Here is a 15,655-nt window from a genome sequence, read left to right as displayed (position 1 = left end):
GTCGGTTAAATCGCTTGGGTAAGTCATAAGTCTGTAAACTTTTATTACCCAACAACCGACACCTGCTTTTTTACTCAACTAAATCAAAACAGCCTCTAAAAACCTTCATGGTGCAAGTCTTCAGACTTGTATCCCTTTAAGATGTTGAGTTTGCAACTCAACTGGCTTGCAAAGCCATACTTGTTACAGCCCTGGCTATACCTGAGTTAATCATTTTCCATTGCCACTGTATGCCGAAGCTTCAAACAAGCTATACTTTCTAATTCCTTTTCATCCTCCAGCTCCCCCATATACCAATTGTTTCACTTTATGCTTTGGAGCGCTCACTGCTGGGGTAGGGGCCCTATGTGAGCGGGGCCTCGTCCTCGGGCATCGCGCTGTGTGCCTGAAGCTGCCTCCGCTCTGCTCCGGCTTCCCTTCGGGCACCGCAACATGCACAAGGCACTCAACCCAAGGACTGGAAATTTTTCCAGTAGCGCCTGCTTCGCTCGCTTCAAGTACAAGCTTTATAGAGATAGGGCACTACCTATTAATAAAATACCGCCTGCTACGATACTTATACTTTGGCACTAGCAATGACAAACTCCCCTCCTTATCTAATCTAAGGAGGGGTAAGGGTGGTTTGATCCGATACCACAAGCACAACTCATGACTCAGAATTACCAACTCAGCACTCTTTATACTATCTTTAACCCTCCACACAAGAACTATACTTTCCATGAAACAATATTTAGACTTGATGCAGCACATCCTGGACAAGGGGGTGAAAAAAGAAGACAGAACAGGTACGGGAACGCTTAGTATTTTCGGCCATCAGATGCGTTTTAACTTAGCAGAAGGTTTTCCGCTGGTGACTACCAAAAAAGTGCATTTGCGCTCGATCATCCATGAGTTGCTGTGGTTTTTAAAAGGCGATACCAACATCGCGTACCTCAAAGAGAACGGCGTGAGCATCTGGGATGAATGGGCAGACGAGAACGGTGATCTGGGTCCGGTTTACGGTTCACAGTGGCGTAACTGGCCAACTCCTGATGGTGGACATATCGACCAGATTACGCAGGTGGTGAATCAGCTAAAGAACAATCCGGACTCTCGCCGTATCATTGTGAGTGCCTGGAACGTGGCGGAGATTAATAATATGAAATTGCCGCCTTGCCATGCCTTCTTTCAGTTTTATGTAGCCGATGGGAAGTTGTCTTGCCAGCTCTACCAGCGTTCTGCTGATGTTTTCTTGGGTGTGCCGTTCAATATTGCCTCCTATGCTTTGCTGGTGCTGATGATGGCGCAGGTAACAGACCTTGAACCGGGAGAGTTTATCTGGACCGGGGGCGACACACATTTATACTTGAACCACCTGGAGCAGGCACAGAAGCAACTGAGCCGGGAGCCGCGCGCACTTCCAACCATGAAGCTGAACCCGGAGGTGAAGGACATTTTCGGCTTTAAGTTTGAAGACTTTGAGCTGCTGAACTACGATCCGCACCCAGGCATAAAAGCACCGGTGGCAGTGTAAGTATAGTCTCTCATTCCAAAATCCTTTTTAAACTACTTGCTCATGTTAAAGCCCTTTTATACTATCCGTGCCTGTTTGGCTGCTGTTGCTCTGTACTGTGCCGCAGCATCAGCTACTGCACAAACTTTTACCCCACAGGTACGGGAGTATATCTCTACACAAGCTAAGGTGATCGCCCTTACAGATGCCAAAGTGATTGACGGAACAGGTGGGCCTGCAAAGCAGCACCAAACTGTTATACTCCGTGACGGAAAGATAGAGCAGGTGGGGGATGCGAAAAAGGTGAAGGTACCCAAAGGTGCCGAGGTGATAAACTGCTCTGGCAAAACGCTTATTCCCGGACTAGTGATGGTGCATGAGCATTTGTATTATACTATCCCGATGGATAATTTCTTCAACGTGGCACAGATGCCGGGCACGTTTACCAAGTTATACTTAGCAGGTGGTGCCACTACCATCCGTACGGCGGGAAGTATAGAACCTCAGACAGATCTTGCCCTGAAGCAACTGATTGCCGAAGGCAAGTTTATTGGTCCGGAAATGGACGTGACCGCTCCTTACATCGAACGAAAGGCCTATGATATTCCGGCGCTGAATACGGTGAAAAGTACCGAAGATGCTGCTGAAACAGTAAATTTCTGGGCAGATCGGGGGTGTACATCTTTTAAAATGTATATGCATGCCACCAAAGATGATCTAAAAGCTGTGGTGCGTGAGGCGCATAAGCGTAACCTGAAGGTGACTGGGCATCTCTGTTCTATTACCTACCGAGAGGCTGCCGAATTGGGTATAGACAACCTGGAGCATGGCTTTATGGCTAGCAGCGATTTTGTTTCTGATAAGAAAGAAAACGAATGTCCGGATGGGGCTCGGCAGTCTTTGCTGAAACTGGAAGTGAACAGCCCGAAAATGAAAGAGCTGCAGCAGTACCTGATCAGTAAGGGAGTAGCTGTTACGTCTACCTTACCTGTGTTTGAGCCTTATACTGGTCGCGAAGCAATACTGGGTGGAGGCGAGGAGGCGCTGCTGCCAGAAGTAAGGGAGTCTGTAGTAAGCAAGTGGAAAGCAGCACAGGGTAAAGATTCTGCCAGCGTGGCCTTGTTCAATAAAGAGCTGATTTGGGAGAAGCAGTTTTATGATGCAGGTGGTTTACTGGTAGCCGGTACCGACCCGACTGGCGCTGGAAGAACTATTGCAGGCTATGCTAACCATCGGCAAGTAGAGCTTTTGGTGGAAGGCGGTTTCAGTCTGGAAGAAGCGATTAGGATCAGCACATTAAATGGAGCAGTTTATCTCGGTAAAGACAAAGAAATAGGCACCATAGAAAAGGGTAAGAAGGCTGACCTTGTTTTGATCAATGGTGATTTGGAAAAGGATGTCAAGCAGATTCGGAAGACAGAAACGGTTTTTAAGAATGGCGTAGGTTTCGATTCACAAAAGATTTTTATGTCGGTGAAAGGTAAAGTAGGCCTTAACTAACGTATAAGCGGGCAAGTAAAACATTCTGCACACGATACTGTTTCATCTCAAATCAAAACAACTATGAAACTAAAACCTATACTTGTCTTAGCATTCTGCTTTGGCCTCTTTACAGCTCAGGCACAACGTGCAGCCACACCAGATACCATCAAAACCAAGAAAAGCCCACTGGTAGTGCAGCCGGTAACACATGGCTCTTTAGTTCTTAACTACGGTGGCAAAAATGTGTTTGTTGATCCTTATGGAGGTGCTGAGTTGTATGAGGGGCTTGCAAAGCCTGATCTTATTTTAATTACCGATATCCACGGCGACCACCTGGACCCGAAAACACTTGGTGCACTGCAAACTTCCGGTGTGAAAATGGTAGTACCACAGGCCGTGGCTGATAAACTACCGGAGCAGTACAAGCAGCAACTGGTTATCCTGAACAACGGTGAGAAAGCAATGCAGCAGGGGATCAACATCACAGCTGTCCCAATGTATAACTTGCCGGAAAGCGCTGATGCCATGCATACAAAAGGCCGTGGCAATGGTTACTTACTAGAGATGGGCGGCAAGCGCGTTTATATTTCCGGCGACACAGAAGGTATACCCGAAATGCGTAATCTCAAGAACATTGATGTAGCATTCGTAAGTATGAATTTGCCTTATACCATGGATGTAGATCAGGCTGCTGAGGCTGTGCTAGCTTTCAAGCCAAAAATGATTTACCCGTACCATTACCGCGGCCAAAATGGCCTGAGCGATGTAAATTCGTTTAAGCAGCAGGTGAACACCAAAAATAAGCAGATTGATGTGCGCCTGAAAGATTGGTACCCGGCGCAGTAAAACTGTTAAAATGAACATAAAGCACAGGCAGAAATGTCTGTGCTTTTTTTATACTTTACAGTGTGGCGCTGAGGTAAAATAATGCTATTTTGCAGCTGTTTTTTTACTTTAGCCCAAGCCCTTTGAAACAAACTTTACCCTTCTGCCTAAAGCGCAACTGCTTTGGCATACTTACCCTTGGCTGTGCCTTGCTTTCCCTTACCGCCACGGCACAGTCTGCGGCACCTGACACGCTGCAAACCGGCTATGGCGCAAAGCCAGCCGCTGAAATCACTGAAAGCATCAGGCAATTACCATCTGATCAGCTGAACCAGGGTTTGGTTACTTCGCTGGAGCAGTTGCTACAGGGGCAAATTGCTGGTCTGCGGGTAATGCCTAGTGGTGGAGCGCCAGGAGCTGGTGCTACTATGCAACTCCGCCTGGGCGCAGCTGTTTTTGGCAATAGTGCACCATTGTTAGTTCTGGATGGTGTACCACTCGCAAATAGTTCTGCTTCTGAACGTATCAGCGCCTTCGCTTTTATAAACCCTGATGATATTGCCTCTGTAGCTTTACTGAAAGATGCAGCTGCTACGGCAATATATGGCAGCAGGGCTGCGAATGGAGTTTTGTTGGTTACTACCAAGCAAGGTGTGCCTGATAAGAAAATAAAGCTGACCTACACCACTACAGCTGGTATATCTGTACTTCGTAAAAAAGCGGATGTGCTGAGTGCGGATGAATTTAGAAGTTTAGTTAGGAAGGAGTTTCCGGATCAGGTAGGGCTGTTAGGGAATGAAAACACAGATTGGCAGGATGTAATCTATCGCAAGGCGTTTAGCCATGATCAGAATGTGAGCGTGAGTGGCACAGTTGGGAGTACTGTACCTTACCGTGTGTCTTTCGGGCACCTTAACCAGAAGGGCATCTTAAAATCAACGCAGCATAGACGCAATTCCCTGGCTGTTTCAGTAAACCCGAGTTTGTTGCAGGAGCACTTAAAGCTTAACGTTTCAGTGCGCAAAGTTGACCAAAAGGTAGATTTTGCAGCTCCAAATGCCATAACTGCAGCCCTCTTATTTGACCCAACGCAGCCGGTTTATCAAGAGAATAACTACGGTAATTACTTTACTTATTTAGATACAGAGGGTAAGGCTATTGAATCAGTTAGCTCAAACCCATTAAGCTTACTGGAGCAAAGGCGTGATGTAGATGAAACCAGCACCTTATTTGGACAGGCACACCTGCAGTACAAATTCCACTTTTTCCCAGCGTTGAGCCTGCACTTGCGCTATGCTTTTCAGAACCAGGATAGTGAGTATGGAAATTATCAGCCGATGAACATGATATCCTCAGGTAGTTATAGCGGCAGAGGTGAAGAACATGTTGGAGCTATAGACCAGGATCTGAAAGAAAGCTTTATAGTACTTGATCAACCCCTTGAAAGCCTGCAAAGCAAACTGCGGTTAACAGCAGGTGCCTCCATGAAAAAGTTAACTACCTACAGCGAAAATCGCTTATTAAATACTCTAAATGGAGAGCAAATGGAAGGTAATCATATCTATTATAAGTCCAGAATAGAGAGTGTAAATCTATACAGTCAGGCCGACTTCATCTTTAAGAACCGCTATAGCATTAATGCTTCCATCGTTAACGAGCAGGACAGTCATATTGTCAAGCAGAAAAGTATCACAGGTGCACTGGGTGCAGCATGGGACATAGCTAAAGAACCTGTTCTGGAAGCGAATAAGACGATTTCCTCTTTAAAGTTATATGCTAACTACAGCAACTTTAACAAAACTGGCTTCTATAAAAACCTTCAGTTCATGCAAATTCAACAACCCGACCATTCTGTTGTAAAGTGGAATGCCGGTGTAGCCTGGGGAGTAGCAGAAGATAGGCTTTATGGTGACATTAATTATTTTAACACCAACGTATCTAATTTTGCCTTAGCCACACCTGAGGCCAACAAAATTGCTTATAGCAGCAGCTTTATGGAGGGTGGCGCTATCCGCTCTTCAGGCGTAGAGGGTAGTCTGCGTTATGAGGCAGTGCGTCAGGCGGATTTAAAGTGGAGCTTTGGTGTTAATGTTAGTTATGCCCAGTCTGAAGTGGTTAAACTTCCATATGGTTCTGTTTATTATCCCTATGATGCCGGATACTTGGGCTCGAATGTGCTTAGCCTTGGCGAATCTCCAGCTGCTTTTTACCTATTAAAACAGCTATACGATGCTGCGGGTAAACCATTAGAACGAGAATATGAGCCGAATTATGAAATGAGAACAAGCTACCATATTTTAGGTAAAGCTTCCCCGGATTTTACATTTGGGTTGAGTTCTGATCTTCTTTATAAAAAATGGAGTGCAGGCTTTTTAATCAGAGGTGCTACGGGGCAAGATGTGTTTAACAATTCTGATGCCTACACGAGCTCATTATTTAGGGCGAACCAATATTACAAGCTATCAAACATTCCAAGCAGTTATTTTGAGAATGCGTTTGAGTATCCTCAAACGCAATCGAGCCACTTTTTAGAGAAAGCTTCTTTTGCACGATTAGAGTTTGCACAGATAGGCTATGACTGCGGGAAACTTTGGCATAACCGAGCAGGGCTAAAGGTAACAGCGACTGTGCAAAACGCTTTCGTATTAACCAAATACAGCGGTCAGGACCCAGAGGTGACTAATGGTTTTGATGACTGGCAGTACCCACAGCCTGCTACGTATTCACTTGGTATAAAGCTGGAAATTTAATTTTACAATAAAGTATAAAAACAGAGAAGCCCGGAGTTTATACTTCAGGCTTCTCTGCTTTTATATTTGACTAATGCCTTATGGGTTGGTAGACCATAACCCTGCTTCCTTCACGAAAACGCGGCGGTTCAGCTTCAGCTGCGAAACGATCAGCTCCGCGAAATCCTCCGGCTGCATCACGCGTTCCGGGTTGCCGTCTGTCAATTTCAAGTCAATAGCCATGTCAGTGGCGACGGTGCTGGGAGTGAGGGTGCTCACGCGGATATTATGCTTGCGCACCTCCTGCATCAGCGACTCCGACATGCCAATCAAGCCAAATTTTGACGCACTGTAGGCACTGGTTACGGGTGCTCCTTTCTGACCGGCAGTAGAGGAGATGTTGATGATATCGCCTGTCTGGCGCTCGATCATTTCCGGCAATACGGCACGCGTCACATAGTATGGGCCAAGCAGGTTTATCTTGATGATGCTTTCCCATTTCTCCGGCTCCATCTCCAGGAACTTCGCAAAAGCACCAACGCCTGCGTTGTTAATCAAAATATCAATAGCGCCTAACTGCTCACGTGCTTGTGCTACGGCTGCGTTAACGGCATTTATATCTGTCACGTCGGCAGTAACAACAGCGGCTTTTACGCCTTTTGCTTCTACCTCTTTGGCAACTTCTTCTAACTGGCTGGTGGTGCGGGCAAGCAAAGCCACGTTTACACCTTCTGCTGCTAATGCTATCGCAATGGCGCGTCCGATGCCTTTTCCGGCACCCGTAACCAAGGCGTTTTTACCTTTCAATGATTCCATATTTTTATCTAAGTTTGATGTTTGTAGCTACAAATATAAGGAAGTGGTTTTTATTTATCATAGTTGCTGCCCTGGCTTGCTGGTATACTTATAAAGGAGCTTGTTAAAGTAGGGCTACCTTATTTATGTAAAGCAAGTGATCCCATTGTTCCTATAAAACGAATTCTAATCAATAACTGGTTTGATGCCGTGCTTTTATCATCTCACTTTTTACTAAACGTGTAAGGAAGGAGTAGAGATTTTCGGTAAGCACTTACCGAGAGGCTAAAGATGTAATGCCCTTCGCAGCCTGATAGATAATTTATGCTGCTGCTGTAACTCATTCCCATCTATACTTGAGATACCTCTGATTCCTGTTACGTTTGCAGAAAAGATCTCCTCTGCCAAGTATAAAGCACTTGGCTCTTGTAGCACTTCCTGCACCTTTATACCATTGCTTAGGCACCAGCGTATTATATTCCTACGCATGATGCCGTTTACACAGCCTGTTTGCAGCGCAGGAGTATACAGTACGTTGTCTATTACCCAAAAAATGTTGGAGGAGATTAATTCCGCCAAGTGGCCTGCAGTATGGAGCAGTAGCATATCATCCTGCTGCTTTGCCTGTTTCTCTAATCCAGCCAAAATATATAAGGGGGCATTAGGACCTTTAAAAGCCGAGACTGAAGTATAAACTGTGTGCACCTGCTGGCATATTCCGACTCTTAAAGGCGTTGTAGCTGTAAGTGCTGCAGGCGCTATAGTTGCCAGCCAGTTAACTTGGTTAGTCTGTGGTGTATAAAGTCCTCCACCAGCCCGCCATACTTTGAGTTTTAAGCGGCCGTATACACTGGCTTGTTCCTGAGTAGCCAATTGCTGTAGCTGCCGCACAAAGTCTGCTTCAAAAAAGTATTCAGGTAGTACAAGCTGTAAGGCCGTGGCTGCCTCTTTGATACGCTGCAGGTGATCACGCCAGAACCTTAGTTGTCCGTTAACAAGTATGGCTGTCTCAAAAAAACCATCGTTGTACTGAAAAGCCCGGTCAGTAAGTGGTACTTGTAGCGCTTCAGCCTGTATTAACTGATTATTGTAAAGTATAAACAAGAGACATTCTTTTGGGTTAAAGTATAAAGTTAAAGGTATGGATTGATTCTTGCTTTTGTTAAGCTGAAAAAAACAGGCAGTATCTCCTGCCGTATCTAAATAAAACTACCGCATTATGATTGAAAGAATATTACTACTACTTTTTCCTGCCTTTCTGCTGTTATCTTCTTGTTCTGAGGCCACAAACCAGGATCGCTCCCTGACAGAAGGAGAAGAGCCGGTGACATTGAATATAGACACCACAGGTTTAGCCAAGGCTACTTTTGCCGGTGGCTGCTTCTGGTGCACAGAGGCTTATTTTGAGCGTTTACAAGGTGTAAAAGCGGTTATCTCCGGCTATTCTGGCGGTACGAAGCCTAATCCTACCTATAGAGAAGTGAGCTACGGCAGAACAGACTATGCTGAGGCGGTGCAGGTATACTATGACCCGGAGCAGATAAGCTATGAAACGCTTGTAGAAGTGTTTTTTGCCACACATGACCCTACTACACTCAACAGCCAGGGCCCCGATTTTGGGGAGCAGTACCGCTCCATTGCCTTTTACAGGTCGCCGGAAGAACAGCAGGTGATCGAGCAATATATTCAGCAGCTGAACGAGGCGGGTACCTATCAGAATGATATTGTGACTTATGTGGAGCCATTCAAAAAATTCTGGATAGCCGAAGACTATCACCAGGATTACTATAAGATAAATCCGACTGACCCTTATGTAGTGTCTGTGGCGCGGCCAAAGGTGAAGAAATTTGAGAAGAAGTATCAGAACAAATTAAAGGCAGAATACAAAGATTAACGGTATTTCCTATCATTTTACCTTTAGGTGCGTAGTATGGTCTTGATGCTATTCTTAATATAACCTGAATAAAACTATGGACTTTATTATTGACTTATTAGTGAGTGCCGGTGTGATTCTTTTATTGGCTTACATCATGCCGAATGTGCATGTAAAGAGCTTTTGGACGGCGCTATGGGTGGCCTTTCTTATTGGTATATTCAACGCAACTATCGGTTGGCTTATTGGAGGTGTACTGAATCTGGTATCCTTCTTTTTATTAGAAGCAATTGTTAGCTTAATTGTTACTGCCTTGATGATTAAGTTGGTGGATGTGCTAGTAGGTAACTTCAAGATTGACGGGTTTTGGCCAGCCTTAGTCATTGCCATTGCTACGGCAGCTGCTTTGGCTATTGTTGGTTGGGCCAGAGGCGATAACGAGGCCTATGCACTCCAGCAGGATGTAACGCATAAAACTGAACAGCTTAAAGCATAATTTAACACTATTTTTAGTAAAAGAGCCTGCTCCATACTTTATGGTGCAGGCTCTTTTCTTATCTGATTTATACTTGTTTACAGACTCTGCAGCTGTTCCATTTCCTGCTCCGAGAATACTCTGGAACGGATGTGAAACCTAAGGCCGAGCGGTATTTCCAGGGAGAAGCTTGAGCCACGACCCGGAACAATATCTAGCGTGAGCTGCGTGTGTTTCCAGTATTCATACTGGTCTCTGGCTATAAAAAAGTCGCAGCCATACACCTGTCCCAAAAGCACATCACTTTCTCCGGTTCTGAATTCACCTTTCTCAAAGCACATGGGCTGTGAGCCGTCGCAGCAGCCTCCACTCTGGTGAAACATTAACTCCCCGTGTTGCTGCCTGAGCTTGTCTATTACTTCTTTGGCAGCGTCGGTTACCTTTACGCGTTCAACTTTTTCCATATCATACTTAAAAATACGCCCTACCAAATTTCTCCGGTAGGGCTATTCAATTTTATACTACTGCTTAAAAGAAGCCTAGCTTGTTCTTATCGTAAGAGATAAGCATATTCTTTGTCTGGCGGTAATAATTTAGCATCATTTTGTGGTTTTCGCGTCCAAAACCTGACTTCTTATAGCCTCCGAAAGGAGCATGCGCTGGGTAGGCATGGTAGCAGTTAACCCAAACACGGCCTGCCTGAATAGCCCGTGGCATCTGGTATATCTCATGCGCATCACGGGTCCAGAGGCCGGCTCCGAGGCCATAAAGTGTATCATTAGCTAGTTCAACAGCTTCTTCGGCTGTTTTGAAGGTGGTAACGGAGGTAACCGGCCCAAAGATCTCTTCCTGGAACACTCGCATTTTGTTGTTGCCTTTAAAAATGGTAGGCTTGATGTAGTACCCGTTTTCCAGGCCGCTGTTCAGGTTAGCAGCACCACCTCCGATAAGCACTTCGGCACCTTCCTGTTTGCCGATATCCATGTATGAGAGAATTTTCTCAAACTGGTCGTTAGAAGCCTGTGCACCCATCATAGTATCTTCTGACAGTGGATGACCGACTTTAATTGCCTTTGTACGCTCCAGTACGCGCTCCATAAAGCGGTCATAGATGTTTTCATGCACCAGTATTCGGGAAGGGCAGGTACATACCTCACCCTGGTTTAAGGCAAACATCACAGCACCTTCCACGCACTTGTCAAAAAACGCGTCATCGGCTTCTGCTATACTTGGCATAAAGATGTTTGGTGATTTGCCACCAAGCTCCATCGTTACCGGAACAAGGTTCTCCGAAGCATATTGCATGATCAGCCTACCGGTTGTTGTTTCGCCGGTAAACGCTACTTTGGCTACTCTCGGCGAAGATGCCAATGGCTTGCCTGCCTCAGGTCCGAAGCCTGTCACCACGTTAAGCACACCTGCCGGCAGTATGTCCTGTATCAGCTCCATCAGCAGCATGATGCTGGTTGGCGTTTGCTCCGCTGGCTTCATCACAACCGTACAGCCTGCAGCCAGGGCCGGTGCCATTTTCCAGGTAGCCATTAGCAGCGGGAAGTTCCAGGGAATGATTTGCCCTACCACACCAAGCGGCTCCTGCAGGTTGATGCTGATGGTGAACTCATCATGCTCTGACATGGTGCTTTCGTCTGCACGGATAGCGCCTGCAAAGTATCTGAAGTGGTCGATGCAGAGAGGTATATCAGCCGCTCGGGTCTCCCGTAAGGCCTTACCATTGTCTACTGATTCGGCTCGAGCCAGCATTTCAGCGTTTTTCTCCATGATGTCGGCAATGTCGAGCAATAGCTTGCTGCGTTTGGCTGCCGATGTCTTAGACCATGTTTTAAAGGCCTTGTGTGCGGCATCAAGTGCCTTGTCAATGTCTTCCTTGTTGCCCCGTGCAGCTTTAGTGAAGGATTTTCCGTCGATTGGAGATATATTATCGAAATACTCTCCGCTAGCGGGAGCAACCCATTCGCCTCCTATAAAATGATCATATTTTTCTTTAAAGTGTGGGCGCTCCAGTACGGCTGATTTTTCCTGTGGCATTGCTTCTACAGTATCCATAGTAGTTATATATTTTAGTAGGTGAAAGAAAGTTAATAAAAGTAAGTACTTACTCATTGCTTGTCTCAACCTATTGTGTCAGAAAATATACTTATTGTGTCAGGTTGATTATGCGCGCATACTTTGTTATATTTAGCTATCACTCAAGCACCTACTATGGAATACAAACATTCGCTACAGCCAGTGCCCTTACGAGATGAGCGCTCTCTGTTTACATTAGTGGAGAACAGATCTGCCTATAGTATGGATGCTTGTGAGCTGAATGTTTTTGAAACGCACCAGCAGGCCAGCCAGATAAACTTGAAGTTTGATGACTGGGTGCTTACAAGTATGCTTCGGGGCAAGAAGGTAATGCACCTGGCAGATCGGCCAGCCTTTGAGTACTTCCCGGGCGAATCCGTTATTGTGCCGCCGCAGGAGCTCATGAAAATTGATTTTCCGGAAGCTGACAAAGAATCACCAACCCAATGCCTGGCTCTGGCTATTTCAGCCGAGCAAATCAAATCGACCATCAACTTATTGAATGAGCTTCACCCAAAAGTAGAGGAGGGGGAGGAGTGGCATATTCGGGAGGACTATTTCCATTTGGCCAATAACCTGGAGCTTGCTGAGATCATGAACCGCCTGATCAAGATCAGCTTGAACGATAAGAGCCGTGAAAAAGACATTCTGGCTAACCTTGCCTTGCGGGAACTGCTGATCAGGCTGATGCAAACACAGGCCCGTTCTTTTATCGAGAATAATTTTAAAAGGCTTTCCGGCAGCTCCCGTTTTGCTCATATCATCACACATATAAAGGAGAATATCACTTCTAAAATTGATGTAGACAAGCTAAGCGACAAAGCATGCATGAGCCGCTCCAGCTTCTTCCGGAAGTTTAAAGAGGAGTTTGGCCATACTCCAGTAGAATATATTTTGCAGGAGCGCATCAGGCTGGCAAAGAAGTTCTTGCAGAACCCCTACAACTCTGTTACTCAAGCGTGCTATATGGCTGGATTCCAGAACCTGAACTACTTTATCAGGACTTTTAAAAAAGACACAGGCACTACTCCCAAAGCCTATCAGGCAGCTTTTAAAAACTAGATTTTTCTCTGCTTCGCCTTTCAATACTATAGCTTAAACTGCCTCAGCATGTGCAGCTTTACTGTTTTTTACTTATCTTAAGGGTAAAGTATGCCTGAAAATAATGGGCAGTAAAAAATAGAATAAGCATGAACAACACAGCACTAAAAATGAACAGCTCGCTTGAGGTGTTTCAAAATAGGGTAGGAACTCGCTTCGAGATGTATAATAGCCTTTTTACCTCTTTGCCTTTTCATAGGGTTGAGAAAACGGGTGTGCTGTTGTCGCTGTTTGTGCTGCATTGTGAAGAAGGTTATCAGAAACAACAGAGCCCACGGCAAATTATTCAAAGCTTTCTGGCGCAGTACACAAGCTATCAAACAGAGCAGGAGCAAAACGATATCTTGTTTAGGTTTATACAATATGCCGAGCGGCAGGTTGTTTTGTTTGATGCATTAGAAGAGGGTGCTTTTAGTGAAATACATGACATGCACGGCATTGGTACGATGAAGCAGCTTGGTTCTGCTGTCGTTCAGGCGAAGGCCGAAGATCTTCTGGAGCAGAAGCTGAAGGGTTATGCCGTACGCATGGTACTCACAGCGCATCCAACGCAGTTTTATCCAAGTAACGTGCTCGGCATCATCAATGACCTTTCTAAAGCACTGGCTACTGACGATACTTCGCTGGCTCATTCATACTTGCGACAGTTAGGCAAAACTCCATTTTTTAAGAAAGAGAAGCCAACACCTTACGAAGAAGCTGTTAACCTGATCTGGTTCCTGGAGAATGTCTTTTATAAAGCTGCGGGCAATATCATGTCCTCGCTCAAAAACCAGTTTCCGGCAGCGGCAAAGCATAACCCCAAACTGATCCGTATGGGATTCTGGCCCGGAGGTGATCGGGATGGAAACCCTTTTGTGAAGGCAGAAACTACACTACGTGTTGCAGATGCTCTCCGAAGCGGTGTTGTACGGTCTTATTACCGAAATATTCGTGCGCTAAAGCGGCGTTTAACTTTTAAGGGAGTGGAGAGTGTGGTAAAGGACCTGGAGACAAGGCTATACAACAACTTATTTGTTCCCGGCTATACCTTTGACCTTACCAAAGAAGAGATACTGGAAGCACTGCAGGAAATCAAAGTGCTTTTAATTGAGGAGCACAGTAGCCTGTTTCTGAATCAGGTAGAAGCGCTGATAACTAAAGTTGAGTTATTCGGCTTATACTTTGCGTCTCTTGATATCAGGCAGGATAGTTCTGTTCATGCACATTTACTGGAAGAGCTAGCTTTGGTAACAGATGTTTTACCGGGTGATTACGCTACCCTCTCTGATTCAGATAAAATTGAAGCGCTCAAAGCTGTGTCTGGAAGTGTTGAACCTGCTGTGCTGGAAGACGAACTGCTGCGCGATACGCTTGAAACTATCGGTGCTATACAGACTATACAAGATTATAACGGCGAGGAAGGTTGCCATCGTTATATCATTAGCCATAGCACTAGCGCTTTGAATGTGCTGGAAGCTTATACGCTCTTTAAACTCAACGGATGGCAGGAAACAGAGATATCGGTTGATATTGTGCCGCTATTTGAGACCATTGATGATTTGCGGAATGCCGCTGATGTGATGCGGCAACTTTATACTTACGAACCATACAGTAGCCACCTGAGACGTAGGGGAAATGTGCAAACAATTATGTTGGGCTTCTCAGATGGTACGAAAGATGGCGGTTATTTTATGGCTAACTGGAGTATTTACAAAGCAAAAGCAGCACTAACGGAGGTATCAAGAGAGTATGGGTTGGAGGTGATATTTTTTGATGGGAGAGGGGGACCGCCTGCACGCGGAGGTGGCAAAACGCAACAGTTTTACGCTTCTATGGGAAGTGACATTGCCAACAAAGAAATACAGCTCACAATCCAGGGGCAGACCATCAGTTCTAATTTCGGGCATGTAAACTCGGCGCAGTATAACATTGAGCAATTGATGCATGCGGGGATCAGCAATGCGTTGTTTTCGCAGCGAAAACCAACCTTAACGGAGCAGGAGGACGATCTGTTGCAAAAGCTGGCCGATAAGAGTTTTGTGGCCTATAGTAAATTAAAGAACCATCCGGTGTTCTTGGATTATCTGACTTATATCAGCCCGTTGCGCTACTATGGCGAAGCTAATATTGGTAGCCGACCATCAAAGCGCAACTCCGGCAAGTTGAATTTAAATGATTTGCGTGCTGTACCTTATGTAGGTGCCTGGAGCCAGTTAAAGCAGAATTTGCCAGGTTATTATGGTGTTGGCCTTGCACTGGAGCAAATGCATGAAGAAGGCAATTGGGAAGAATTAACACAACTCTACAAGAAGTCGCTGTTTTTCAAAACACTGCTGGATAATTGCGAAATGGCAATGAAAAAATGCTTTTTCCCGGTAACAGCTTATTTAGTAGAACATCCGAAGTACGGCGAGCTTTGGAATATAATTTATGAGGAATTTGAGCGGACGAAGAAGTATGTGCTGAAACTTTCAGATACTCATGAACTAATGGCTGATAAACCGGTAGATCAAATGTCTATCCAAACACGTCAACGCATTGAACTGCCGCTTATAACCATACAGCAATATGCTCTGGCAAATATTCGGGAGCTGGAAGAGCAAGATCCGTTAACAGAAGCAAAAAAGGTTTATGAGAAGATGGTAGTACGTTGCTCATTTGGAATTATCAATGCTGAACGTAATTCTGCTTAAACATTCTGCTAGCGTTATAATGAGTGTGTTCTACTTAACATAAAGTACATTATGAGTGACACTTAAAATAGATGAATATTCATCGTACATTATAAGTCTTATAATTTATATTATGTTAAGTAG

General features: G+C 45.2%; 12 protein-coding genes. 8 read left to right on the top strand and 4 right to left on the bottom strand.

The window, feature by feature from the left end:
• The first annotated feature begins 718 nt into the window (after positions 1-718).
• The 4 genes from ACFQ2O_RS13215 (at position 719) to ACFQ2O_RS13200 (ending at position 6,549) form a co-directional block, all read left to right on the top strand.
• On the top strand, positions 719-1,513 hold the full coding sequence (locus tag ACFQ2O_RS13215) for a thymidylate synthase (RefSeq protein ID WP_377528359.1): 795 nt from the start codon (positions 719-721) through the stop codon (positions 1,511-1,513).
• A gap of 42 nt (positions 1,514-1,555) precedes the next feature.
• Entirely contained in the window at positions 1,556-2,992 is a 1,437-nt protein-coding gene (locus ACFQ2O_RS13210) for an amidohydrolase family protein (protein ID WP_377528357.1), read from the top strand.
• 63 nt (positions 2,993-3,055) lie between these two features.
• The gene (locus ACFQ2O_RS13205) at positions 3,056-3,820 is read left to right on the top strand and encodes an MBL fold metallo-hydrolase (protein ID WP_377528355.1); all 765 of its coding nucleotides are present in this window, start codon (positions 3,056-3,058) and stop codon (positions 3,818-3,820) included.
• 122 nt (positions 3,821-3,942) lie between these two features.
• Positions 3,943-6,549, top strand: a complete 2,607-nt coding sequence (locus tag ACFQ2O_RS13200) for a TonB-dependent receptor plug domain-containing protein (protein WP_377528353.1) — start codon at positions 3,943-3,945, stop codon at positions 6,547-6,549.
• Between the two features lie 78 nt (positions 6,550-6,627).
• Here ACFQ2O_RS13200 and ACFQ2O_RS13195 read toward each other — a convergent pair whose 3' ends face one another.
• Together ACFQ2O_RS13195 and ACFQ2O_RS13190 are read right to left on the bottom strand one after the other, a co-directional pair.
• Positions 6,628-7,344, bottom strand: coding sequence for a 3-ketoacyl-ACP reductase (locus ACFQ2O_RS13195; protein WP_377528351.1), 717 nt, complete (start codon positions 7,342-7,344; stop codon positions 6,628-6,630).
• Between the two features lie 264 nt (positions 7,345-7,608).
• Positions 7,609-8,427 carry an aminotransferase class IV gene (locus tag ACFQ2O_RS13190; protein ID WP_377528349.1) on the bottom strand — a complete coding sequence of 273 codons (819 nt, stop codon included), beginning with the start codon at positions 8,425-8,427 and terminating at the stop codon, positions 7,609-7,611.
• A gap of 115 nt (positions 8,428-8,542) precedes the next feature.
• Between ACFQ2O_RS13190 and msrA the strand changes: the two genes are divergently transcribed.
• Together msrA and ACFQ2O_RS13180 are read left to right on the top strand one after the other, a co-directional pair.
• On the top strand, positions 8,543-9,217 hold the full coding sequence (msrA, locus tag ACFQ2O_RS13185) for a peptide-methionine (S)-S-oxide reductase MsrA (protein WP_377528347.1): 675 nt from the start codon (positions 8,543-8,545) through the stop codon (positions 9,215-9,217).
• Positions 9,218-9,293: 76 nt separating this feature from the next.
• Positions 9,294-9,692 (top strand): phage holin family protein, encoded by a 399-nt coding sequence (locus ACFQ2O_RS13180; protein ID WP_377528345.1) that lies wholly within the window; start codon positions 9,294-9,296, stop codon positions 9,690-9,692.
• A gap of 77 nt (positions 9,693-9,769) precedes the next feature.
• Here the strand turns inward: ACFQ2O_RS13180 and ACFQ2O_RS13175 are convergent, their stop codons facing one another.
• Both ACFQ2O_RS13175 and ACFQ2O_RS13170 read right to left on the bottom strand, forming a co-directional pair.
• Complete coding sequence (locus ACFQ2O_RS13175; protein ID WP_377528343.1) at positions 9,770-10,135, bottom strand: DUF779 domain-containing protein; 366 nt, start codon at positions 10,133-10,135, stop codon at positions 9,770-9,772.
• Between the two features lie 64 nt (positions 10,136-10,199).
• A complete protein-coding gene (locus ACFQ2O_RS13170) occupies positions 10,200-11,735 on the bottom strand; it encodes an aldehyde dehydrogenase family protein (protein WP_377528341.1) in 1,536 nt (511 codons plus the stop codon).
• Positions 11,736-11,891: 156 nt separating this feature from the next.
• Between ACFQ2O_RS13170 and ACFQ2O_RS13165 the strand changes: the two genes are divergently transcribed.
• Together ACFQ2O_RS13165 and ACFQ2O_RS13160 are read left to right on the top strand one after the other, a co-directional pair.
• Positions 11,892-12,818, top strand: a complete 927-nt coding sequence (locus tag ACFQ2O_RS13165) for an AraC family transcriptional regulator (RefSeq protein WP_377528339.1) — start codon at positions 11,892-11,894, stop codon at positions 12,816-12,818.
• Between the two features lie 128 nt (positions 12,819-12,946).
• Positions 12,947-15,532, top strand: coding sequence for a phosphoenolpyruvate carboxylase (locus ACFQ2O_RS13160; RefSeq protein ID WP_377528337.1), 2,586 nt, complete (start codon positions 12,947-12,949; stop codon positions 15,530-15,532).
• Positions 15,533-15,655 lie beyond the last annotated feature (123 nt).

The organism is Pontibacter rugosus (assembly GCF_042678745.1).
GTDB classification, from domain to species: Bacteria; Bacteroidota; Bacteroidia; order Cytophagales; family Hymenobacteraceae; genus Pontibacter; species Pontibacter rugosus.
The sequence above is the reverse complement of the archived record's forward strand: the minus strand, read 5'-3'. Positions and strand labels throughout refer to the sequence as shown.